Annotated in this window: 19 protein-coding genes and 1 pseudogene; all 20 read left to right on the top strand. The window is 46.3% G+C overall.

Annotated features, from left to right (window positions below; translation table 11 throughout):
- Positions 1-116: 116 nt before the first annotated feature.
- The 20 genes and pseudogenes from rpsJ to rpmD all read left to right on the top strand — a co-directional run bounded on the left by rpsJ (position 117) and on the right by rpmD (position 9088).
- The gene (gene rpsJ / locus PAV_RS06705; protein WP_005544556.1) at positions 117-425 is read left to right on the top strand and encodes a 30S ribosomal protein S10; all 309 of its coding nucleotides are present in this window, start codon (positions 117-119) and stop codon (positions 423-425) included.
- A gap of 87 nt (positions 426-512) precedes the next feature.
- Positions 513-1136: a 50S ribosomal protein L3 gene (gene rplC, locus PAV_RS06700; RefSeq protein ID WP_005544551.1), complete on the top strand. Its 624-nt coding sequence runs from the start codon at positions 513-515 to the stop codon at positions 1134-1136.
- A 25-nt stretch (positions 1137-1161) separates the two neighbouring features.
- Positions 1162-1785, top strand: coding sequence for a 50S ribosomal protein L4 (gene rplD / locus PAV_RS06695; RefSeq protein ID WP_005544550.1), 624 nt, complete (start codon positions 1162-1164; stop codon positions 1783-1785).
- Positions 1785-2075 carry a 50S ribosomal protein L23 gene (rplW, locus tag PAV_RS06690; RefSeq protein WP_005544549.1) on the top strand — a complete coding sequence of 97 codons (291 nt, stop codon included), beginning with the start codon at positions 1785-1787 and terminating at the stop codon, positions 2073-2075. The genes rplD and rplW overlap by 1 nt, the downstream gene beginning before the upstream one ends.
- A 31-nt stretch (positions 2076-2106) precedes the next feature.
- Positions 2107-2937, top strand: a complete 831-nt coding sequence (rplB, locus tag PAV_RS06685) for a 50S ribosomal protein L2 (RefSeq protein WP_005544548.1) — start codon at positions 2107-2109, stop codon at positions 2935-2937.
- A gap of 66 nt (positions 2938-3003) precedes the next feature.
- Complete coding sequence (gene rpsS, locus PAV_RS06680; protein WP_040735662.1) at positions 3004-3285, top strand: 30S ribosomal protein S19; 282 nt, start codon at positions 3004-3006, stop codon at positions 3283-3285.
- 36 nt (positions 3286-3321) lie between these two features.
- Positions 3322-3654: a 50S ribosomal protein L22 gene (gene rplV, locus PAV_RS06675; protein WP_005544545.1), complete on the top strand. Its 333-nt coding sequence runs from the start codon at positions 3322-3324 to the stop codon at positions 3652-3654.
- Positions 3655-3667: 13 nt separating this feature from the next.
- Entirely contained in the window at positions 3668-4333 is a 666-nt protein-coding gene (gene rpsC, locus PAV_RS06670; RefSeq protein ID WP_005544543.1) for a 30S ribosomal protein S3, read from the top strand.
- Between the two features lie 2 nt (positions 4334-4335).
- The gene (rplP, locus tag PAV_RS06665) at positions 4336-4770 is read left to right on the top strand and encodes a 50S ribosomal protein L16 (RefSeq protein WP_005544541.1); all 435 of its coding nucleotides are present in this window, start codon (positions 4336-4338) and stop codon (positions 4768-4770) included.
- Positions 4760-4960, top strand: coding sequence for a 50S ribosomal protein L29 (rpmC, locus tag PAV_RS06660; protein ID WP_005544540.1), 201 nt, complete (start codon positions 4760-4762; stop codon positions 4958-4960). Before rplP ends, rpmC begins: the two co-directional genes overlap by 11 nt.
- Before the next feature lie 63 nt (positions 4961-5023).
- Positions 5024-5290, top strand: a complete 267-nt coding sequence (gene rpsQ, locus PAV_RS06655) for a 30S ribosomal protein S17 (RefSeq protein WP_005544539.1) — start codon at positions 5024-5026, stop codon at positions 5288-5290.
- Positions 5291-5325: 35 nt separating this feature from the next.
- A complete protein-coding gene (gene rplN, locus PAV_RS06650; protein ID WP_005544538.1) occupies positions 5326-5694 on the top strand; it encodes a 50S ribosomal protein L14 in 369 nt (122 codons plus the stop codon).
- 39 nt (positions 5695-5733) lie between these two features.
- Positions 5734-6084 (top strand): 50S ribosomal protein L24, encoded by a 351-nt coding sequence (gene rplX / locus PAV_RS06645; RefSeq protein ID WP_005544537.1) that lies wholly within the window; start codon positions 5734-5736, stop codon positions 6082-6084.
- Positions 6085-6111: 27 nt separating this feature from the next.
- Complete coding sequence (gene rplE, locus PAV_RS06640) at positions 6112-6654, top strand: 50S ribosomal protein L5 (protein WP_005544536.1); 543 nt, start codon at positions 6112-6114, stop codon at positions 6652-6654.
- Positions 6655-6743: 89 nt separating this feature from the next.
- A complete protein-coding gene (locus PAV_RS06635) occupies positions 6744-6929 on the top strand; it encodes a type Z 30S ribosomal protein S14 (protein ID WP_005544535.1) in 186 nt (61 codons plus the stop codon).
- Between the two features lie 32 nt (positions 6930-6961).
- Positions 6962-7360 (top strand): 30S ribosomal protein S8, encoded by a 399-nt coding sequence (rpsH, locus tag PAV_RS06630; RefSeq protein ID WP_005544534.1) that lies wholly within the window; start codon positions 6962-6964, stop codon positions 7358-7360.
- A gap of 31 nt (positions 7361-7391) precedes the next feature.
- Complete coding sequence (gene rplF / locus PAV_RS06625) at positions 7392-7934, top strand: 50S ribosomal protein L6 (RefSeq protein WP_005544533.1); 543 nt, start codon at positions 7392-7394, stop codon at positions 7932-7934.
- A gap of 64 nt (positions 7935-7998) precedes the next feature.
- A pseudogene (rplR, locus tag PAV_RS06620) lies at positions 7999-8366 on the top strand (50S ribosomal protein L18).
- 25 nt (positions 8367-8391) lie between these two features.
- Positions 8392-8889: a 30S ribosomal protein S5 gene (gene rpsE, locus PAV_RS06615; protein WP_005544531.1), complete on the top strand. Its 498-nt coding sequence runs from the start codon at positions 8392-8394 to the stop codon at positions 8887-8889.
- 13 nt (positions 8890-8902) lie between these two features.
- Entirely contained in the window at positions 8903-9088 is a 186-nt protein-coding gene (rpmD, locus tag PAV_RS06610) for a 50S ribosomal protein L30 (RefSeq protein ID WP_005544529.1), read from the top strand.
- The last annotated feature ends 41 nt before the right edge of the window (positions 9089-9129 follow it).

Genomic DNA, 9129 nt, shown 5'->3' with positions numbered 1-9129 from the left:
TTGCGATGAAGTGAGAGGTTACCGACACACCCGGCCCCTTTGCCATGGCGATGTGTTAGGAAAATTTTCACGGAGTATGTCCGATGCAAAATTGGGCGATAAAAGGAGGGACTAAAATGGCAAAGCAAAAAATTCGTATTCGCTTGAAAGCATACGATCACAGAATTCTTGACCAATCCGCTGAGAAAATCGTTGAAACGGCAAAACGTTCCGGTGCTGGAGTATCCGGTCCAATCCCGTTGCCAACGGAGAAGCAAATCATTACGATTCTTCGTGCGGTGCACAAGTATAAGGATTCCCGCGAGCAGTTCGAAATGCGCACTCATAAGCGCCTTATCGACATCGTGAATCCAACGCCGCAAACGGTGGATGCGCTGATGCGCTTGGACTTGCCGTCCGGTGTAGATATCGAAATCAAATTGTAAGTTAGTTGAAACGGTTATCCACATGTGGATAGCAAAGCCGTTTCTACTTCACTATGAACGGACTAAGGAAAGAAAAGAGGTGTCAACATGAAAGGTATCTTAGGTAAAAAGCTCGGCATGACTCAAGTATTTACCGCTGAAGGTAATGTACTGCCGGTAACTGTTATCGAAGCTGGTCCTTGCGTCGTTCTGCAAAAGAAAGACGTTGAGAACGATGGCTACGAAGCAATCCAAATCGGCTACGCTGATAAGAAAGAAAAGCGTGCTACGAAACCAGAAATCGGTCACGCGAAAAAAGCTAACGCAACACCTAAGCGCTACGTTAAAGAACTTCGTGGTGTGGATCTTTCTCAATATGAAGTTGGCCAAGAATTGAAGGCTGATTTGTTCGCTGAGGGAGAATACGTTGACGTTACAGGTATTTCGAAAGGTAAAGGCTTTGCCGGCGTAATTAAGCGTTGGGGACAAAGCACGGGTCCTATGTCTCACGGTTCCCGTTACCATCGTGGTCCAGGTTCCATGGGTTCCATTCAAGCGAACCGCGTACCAAAAGGCAAACGCCTTCCAGGTCACATGGGTACTGACACAGTAACAATTCAAAACCTTGAAGTTGTTAAAGTGGATGCAGAACGCAATGTTATCCTCGTTAAAGGTTCTATTCCAGGCCCTAAAAACAGCTTCGTTAACATTAAATCTGCAATTAAAAAGTAATTGGTGAGGAAAGGAGGAGCACATAATGCCTAAAGTAGCAGTTTACAACATGAGCGGTGCGCAAGTTGGCGAGATCGAATTGTCCGACAGCGTATTCGGCATTGAACCAAACAAACATGTACTTCATGATGCAGTCGTGATGCAGCTTGCATCTATGCGTCAAGGTACTCACAAAGTTAAGAACCGTTCCGAAGTTAGCGGCGGCGGTCGTAAACCATGGAAACAAAAAGGCACAGGTCGTGCGCGTCAAGGTTCCATTCGTTCGCCACAATGGGTTGGCGGCGGTACAGTATTTGGACCGACACCACGTAGCTATGCTTACAAGCTTCCTAAGAAAGTTCGTCGTTTGGCGATTAAATCCGCATTGTCTTCGAAAGTGTTGGCAGAGCAAATTATCGTAATCGATAGCCTTGCTTTGAACACGCCAAAAACGAAGGAATTCGCGGCAGTATTGAACAACCTGAAAGTGGATCGCAAAGCGCTTGTCGTGCTTCCTGAGTACAACGACAACGTAGCACTTTCCGCTCGCAACATTCCTTCTGTAAAGCTTGTTGCAGCTGACGGTGTCAACGTATATGATGTTCTTCGCCATGAGAAGCTCATCATTACGAAGGATGCGGTTCAGAAGGTAGAGGAGGTGTTCGCATAATGAAAGACCCTCGCGATATCATTAAGCGTCCGGTTATTACTGAGCGTACAGCAGACATGATGAATGACTTGAAATACGTATTCGAAGTTGATATGCGTGCTAACAAGACTGAAATCAAATTGGCTGTAGAACAAATCTTCAAAGTGAAGGTTGCGAACGTGAACACGCTTCGTATGCCTGCTAAGCCAAAACGCTATGGCCGTCACTCCGGCTACACTTCCGAATGGAAAAAAGCGTTCGTCACTTTGGCAAAAGACAGCAAGCCACTCGAGTTCTTCGAGACGGTTTAATATAGATTTCTAAAGTAAGGAGGGAAAACAAGTGCCTATCAAAAAGTACAAACCGACATCCCCGGCTCGTCGTAATATGAGCGTGTCCACGTTCGAAGAAATTACAACGAATGTACCGGAGAAATCGTTGTTGGCTCCTTTGAGCAAAACTGCGGGCCGCAACAACCAAGGTAAAATTACGGTTCGTCACCACGGTGGTGGACACAAGCGTAAATACCGTATCATCGATTTCAAACGTAACAAGGATGGCATTCCAGGCCGCGTTGCTACAATCGAGTACGATCCAAACCGTACTTCCAATATCGCATTGATCAACTATGCTGATGGTGAAAAGCGTTATATCATCGCTCCTAAAGGGTTGAAAGTAGGCGACGTAATCGAATCCGGTTCCGGCGCAGACATCAAAATCGGTAACGCATTGCCATTGGAAAACATTCCAGTAGGTACAGTTATCCACAATATCGAATTGCAACCAGGTAAGGGTGGTCAGTTGGTTCGCGCCGCTGGTACGGAAGCTCAATTGCTTGGTAAAGAAGAAAAGTACGTAACAGTACGCTTGTCTTCTGGCGAAGTTCGTAAATTGTTGAAAGTGTGCCGTGCTACAATCGGTTCCGTAGGTAACGGAGACCATGAGCTTATCAAAATCGGTAAAGCAGGCCGTAACCGCTGGTTGGGCAAACGTCCAGTCGTTCGTGGTGTGGTAATGAACCCGGTTGATCACCCTCACGGTGGTGGTGAAGGTAAAGCTCCAATCGGTCGTAAGTCTCCTATGTCTCCATGGGGCAAACCGACACTTGGTTACAAAACGCGTAAAAAAGGCAAACATTCCGATAAATATATCGTTCGTCGTCGCACGAAATAATATGTTTCCGTTTCATTGCGCAGCAGCGTAATCGCAAGCGAATCAGTTCTGTCGAAGGGAGGATTCATACATGGGTCGCAGTTTGAAAAAGGACCATTTGTTGATGGTCACCTGATGAAGAAAGTTGAAGAATTGAACGATACAAGCAAAAAAGTTGTTATCAAGACTTGGTCCCGTCGTTCTACAATTTTCCCTCAATTCATCGGTCACACGTTCGGGGTATATGACGGACGTAAACATGTGCCAGTGTACGTAACGGAAGATATGGTCGGCCATAAGCTTGGCGAATTCGCGCCAACGCGTACGTACAAAGGTCATGACGATGACAGAAAAACAGGCAAACGCTAATTATTGATTAGAGAGCATTCGAGGGGAGGTACTTCCATGCAAGCAAAAGCACATGCGAATAACATTCGCATCGCCCCGCGCAAAGTTAAGCTCGTTATTGACTTGATCCGCGGCAAACAAGTGGGCGAAGCAATCGCAATTTTGCGCCACACGCCGAAGTCAGCTTCGCCAGTGGTTGAAAAATTGTTGAACTCTGCAATTGCCAATGCAGAACACAACCATCAAATGGACGTTAATAATCTCGTTATTTCGGAAGTCTTCGTGAACCAAGGTCCAACGATGAAACGTTTCCGTCCACGCGCTATGGGACGTGCGAGCCGAATTAACAAAAGAACAAGCCACATCACGCTTGTAGTATCTGAAAAATAAGGAGGGACAACGTGTGGGTCAAAAGGTAAATCCAGTCGGACTTCGAGTGGGCGTTATCCGCGATTGGGAATCCAAGTGGTATGCCGAGAAAGATTTCGGTACATTGCTCATCGAAGACGTGAAGATTCGTGAATTCCTTAAAAATAAATTGAAAGAATCCGCCGTATCCCGCATTGAGATTGAACGTGCAGCTAACCGCGTGAACGTTACAATCCACACTGCGAAACCGGGTATGGTAATCGGTAAAGGCGGTTCCGAAGTTGAAGCACTTCGTCGTGAAGTAACGAAAATTGCTAACGGCAAAAAAGTACACATCAACATCTCGGAAATCAAAACTCCAGATTTGGACGCAACTCTCGTTGCAGAGAGCATTGCACAACAACTGGAACGCCGCGTTTCTTTCCGCCGCGCTTTGAAACAATCAATTCAACGTTCCATGCGCGCTGGTGCGAAAGGGATCAAGACTGCAGTAAGCGGTCGTTTGGGCGGTGCTGAAATCGCTCGTACAGAAGGATACAGCGAAGGGACAGTGCCACTTCATACGCTTCGCGCCGACATCGACTACGGCACAGCTGAAGCTCATACAACTTACGGCCGTATCGGCGTAAAAGTATGGATCTATCGTGGAGAGGTACTTCCTACGGCTAAGAAAAAGGCTGTTGAGGAAGGAGGCAACTAATCATGTTGGTACCTAAACGTGTAAAGCACCGGAAGCAGCAAAAAGGACGCATGAAGGGTCAAGCTAAAGGTGGCACGACAGTTCACTTCGGTGAATACGGGTTGCAAGCATTGGAGCCTACATGGATTACGAACCGTCAAATCGAGGCTGCTCGTATTGCGATGACTCGTTACATCAAACGTGGCGGTAAAGTATGGATTAAAATTTTCCCAGACAAACCAATTACGGCTAAGCCGCTTGAGGTTCGTATGGGTAGCGGTAAAGGTAACGTTGAGAAGTGGGTTGCTGTAGTTAAGCCTGGTAAAGTAATGTTCGAACTTTCCGGTGTACCTGAAGAGGTAGCTCGCGAAGCTATGCGCCTTGCTGCTCACAAACTGCCTGTCAAGACTAAGTTTGTGAAACGTGAAGAAATGGGTGGTGAAGCAAATGAAAGCTAGTGAATTCCGCAACTTGACCACTGCTGAAATTGAACAAAAGATTGCCGGATTCAAGGAAGAACTTTTCAACCTCCGTTTCCAATTGGCTACCGGACAGCTTGACAACCCAACTCGCATTCGTGACGTGCGTAAAGCGATTGCTCGTGCACATACGATTCTGCGTGAAAGAGAACTTGGTATTACTAGCTAATTCACCAAGATGTCAGTTTCGGAAAAATAGACATCCTGTATCCAGGAAGGAGGCAGAACACTAATGAGTGAAGTACGTAACGCTCGTAAAGTGCAAATTGGTAAAGTTGTCAGCGACAAAATGGACAAAACAATCGTAGTAGCGGTTGAGACATACAAGAAGCATGATTTGTATCACAAACGCATCAAATACACGAAGAAGTTCAAAGCGCATGACGAAAATAACGAAGCCAAAATTGGCGATACTGTGAAAATCATGGAGACGCGTCCGTTGTCGAAAGACAAGCGCTGGAGACTCGTTGAAATCGTTGAGAAAGCAGTTATCGTTTAATGAACGGATAGTTTCACCGAAAGGAGGACATTCGAATGATTCAAGCATTTTCACGTTTAAATGTAGCAGACAACTCTGGTGCGAAAGAACTGATGTGTATTCGCGTGTTGGGCGGTACTGGCCGTAAATCAGCTCACATCGGTGACTTGATCGTATGCTCCGTCAAACAAGCAACACCAGGCGGCGTTGTCAAAAAGGGTGACGTAGTCAAAGCGGTTATCGTTCGTACGAAGCGTGCTGTTCGCCGTAAAGACGGTTCTTACATCGCATTTGACGAAAACGCAGCGGTTATCGTGAAAGAAGATAAGGGCCCACGTGGGACTCGTATTTTCGGACCTGTCGCTCGCGAACTTCGCGAAAAAGACTTCATGAAAATCGTTTCCCTGGCACCGGAAGTTATCTAATCAACTTGCCCGCCAGGCAAGACTCAGGAGGTGTGACACATGCCACGATTGAAAAAAATTCTCGAGTCGCATAACAACAAATTGCACGTGAAAAAAGATGACACTGTCATCGTGATCACGGGTAAAGATAAAGGCAAAAAAGGCCGTGTTATTGCAGCATTCCCTCGTGAAAACCGCGTTATTGTGGAAGGCGTAAACATGGTGAAGAAGCATCAGAAGCCTAACGCTAAGAACCCACAAGGCGGTATCGTTGAGCAAGAAGCAGCAATTCATGCATCTAACGTTATGCACGTGGATCCAAAGTCGGGTAAAGTAACGCGCATCGGTTACAAAGTGGAAAACGGTAAAAAAGTGCGCGTAGCTAAACGCTCCGGCGAAATTATCGACTAATCGCTTCGGAAAGGAGGTCCATTCTAGATGGCAGCTCGTTTGAAAGAACGTTATTTGAACGAAATTACTCCTGCGCTAGTGCAGAAGTTCAACTATACATCAGTTATGCAAGCTCCAAAAGTGGAGAAAGTCGTCATCAACATCGGTATGGGTGAGGCTGTTCAAAACTCCAAAGTTTTGGATACTGCAGTAGCTGAATTGCAACAAATCGCTGGTCAAAAGCCAGTAATCACTCGCGCGAAGAAGTCTATCGCAGGCTTTAAGCTTCGTGAGGGAATGCCGATTGGTGTGAAAGTTACATTGCGCGGCGAGCGCATGTATCACTTCTTGGACAAATTGTTCAATGTCACGCTTCCTCGTGTACGCGACTTCCGCGGTATCTCGAACAAAGCGTTTGACGGCCGCGGCAACTACACACTCGGTTTGAAGGAGCAAATCATCTTCCCTGAAATCGAGTACGATAAAGTTGACAAGGTTCGTGGTATGGATATCGTCATCGTTACGACGGCGAAGACGGACGAAGAGTCCCGCGAATTGTTGACGCAACTCGGCATGCCTTTCGCGAAGTAATTCGTAAAAAGGTCGGTTACGTTTGAGATACAAACTGAGCAATCAGTTTTGAATCCATCGACACAAATCTCTAGGAGGTGTCAACTCACGTGGCAAAAACTTCGATGAAAATCAAGCAACAACGCAAACCGAAGTTTGAAGTACGGGCATATACGCGCTGTGAGCGCTGCGGACGTCCGCATTCCGTATTACGTAAGTTCAAAATTTGCCGGATTTGTTTCCGCGAATTGGCATACAAAGGCCAGATTCCTGGCGTTAAAAAAGCAAGCTGGTAATCAACCCTGTTGCGGGAAGGAGGTTTACACTAATGGTTATGTCCGATCCGATTGCAGATATGCTTACACGCATTCGCAATGCTAATACAGTGCGTCATGAAACGGTGGAAATGCCTGCTTCTACTATGAAGAAGCAAATCGCAGAAATCTTGAAGCGTGAAGGCTTTATCCGTGACGCTGAATATATCGATGACAACAAACAAGGGATCATTCGCGTGTTCCTGAAGTACGGTGCAAACAACGAGCGTGTTATCACAGGCTTGAAGCGCATCAGTAAACCAGGACTGCGCGTGTACACGAAAGCTAATGAGGTTCCTCGTGTACTGGGCGGTCTCGGTATCGCAATCATCTCGACGTCCAAGGGCGTCATGACTGACAAAGAAGCTCGCCAGTCCAAATCCGGCGGCGAGGTAATCTGCTACGTTTGGTAAACCATTCGCATAAGATTGGAGGTGCAACAACATGTCCCGTATTGGTCGCAAACCAATTGAGGTACCAGGTGGCGTAACTGTCACTTTGGAAAACCACGTTATTACAGTAAAAGGACCGAAAGGAACTTTGACTCGTGAACTTCATAAAGACATGAAAGTGTCTGTAGAAGAGAACGTCATTTCCGTAGAACGTCCTTCTGAAAATAAACTTCATCGTTCGTTGCACGGTACAACACGCAGCGTAATCAACAACATGGTTAGCGGAGTAACTGAAGGTTTCTCCAAAACCCTTGAGTTGGTCGGTGTAGGTTACCGTGCTAACAAATCCGGCGACAAGCTTGTCTTGAACGTAGGATACTCCCATCCGGTTGAAATTACACCGGAAGCTGGTATTGAATTCGAAGTGCCTGCTCAAACGAAAATCATCGTTAAAGGCATTGATAAAGAGCGCGTTGGTGCATATGCAGCGAACATTCGTGCAGTACGCGAGCCAGAACCTTACAAAGGTAAAGGTATCAAGTACGAAGGCGAACGCATCATTCGTAAAGAAGGTAAAGCAGGCAAGAAGAAGTAAGATCTTGCCTAGCTCACTTACCTTAGCAGCTTAATGGTTAAACTGAAGGGAGTGAAACAATCCGATGATTACCAAAGGCGATAAGAACAAAGCTCGTTTGAAAAGACACCTGCGTGTCCGTAAAAAATCGAAGGTACAACGGAACGTCCTCGTTTGAACGTATTCCGTTCTTCCAAACATATTTACGCTCAACTTATCGATGACGTGAAAGGCGTAACAGTCGCTTCCGCTTCGACTATGGATAAAGAGCTTCGTGGAGATATCAAAAATGGTGGTAACGTAGAATCCGCTCGCAAAGTTGGCGAATTGATCGCAAAACGTGCGAAAGAGCAAGGATATGAGACAATCGTATTCGATCGCGGTGGTTACTTGTACCATGGACGTATTCAAGCTTTGGCTGACGCAGCACGCGAAGCTGGTCTTGAATTCTAATTTTTAATCGAAGGAGGTAAACGACTTGCGAGTTGATCCAAACACGTTAGAACTTTCTGAAAAAGTTGTTCAAATTAACCGCGTTGCTAAAGTTGTTAAAGGCGGACGTCGCTTTAGCTTTAGCGCTCTCGTGGTTGTCGGCGATGGCAAGGGCTGGGTTGGCGCTGGAATCGGTAAAGCATCCGAAGTACCAGACGCAATCCGCAAAGGTATCGAAGACGCTAAGAAAAACCTGATTCATGTTCCGTTTGTTAACACGACAATCCCTCACCAAGTAATTGGTCAGTTCGGCGCTGGTAAAGTTCTCTTGAAGCCAGCATCCGAAGGTACTGGGGTTATCGCAGGCGGTCCAGTACGTGCCGTTCTTGAGTTGGCTGGTGTAGGCGATATCTTGACGAAATCGCTTGGTTCCTCTAACTCCATGAACATGGTTAACGCTACATTGGAAGGCTTGTCTCGTTTGAAGACAGCTGAACAAGTAGCAAAATTGCGCGGTAAATCCGTTGAAGAACTGTTAGGTTAAGGAGGGGACGAAGATGGCGAAATTGCAAATTACCCTCGTTCGCAGTCTGATCGGTCGCCCGGAAACTCATCGCCAAACGGTGAACACTTTGGGTTTGCGCAAGTTGAATCAGACGGTTGTTCATAACGACAACGTTGCGATCCGCGGAATGGTAAACCAAGTTAAACACTTGGTTGAAGTCAAAGAGATCGAAGCGTAAGGGTAACACCATACGACTTCTGTAATCGGATATAGATTACA

This window comes from Paenibacillus alvei DSM 29 (genome assembly GCF_000293805.1).
Lineage (GTDB): Bacteria > Bacillota > Bacilli > Paenibacillales > Paenibacillaceae > Paenibacillus_B > Paenibacillus_B alvei.
The sequence above is the reverse complement of the archived record's forward strand: the minus strand, read 5'-3'. Positions and strand labels throughout refer to the sequence as shown.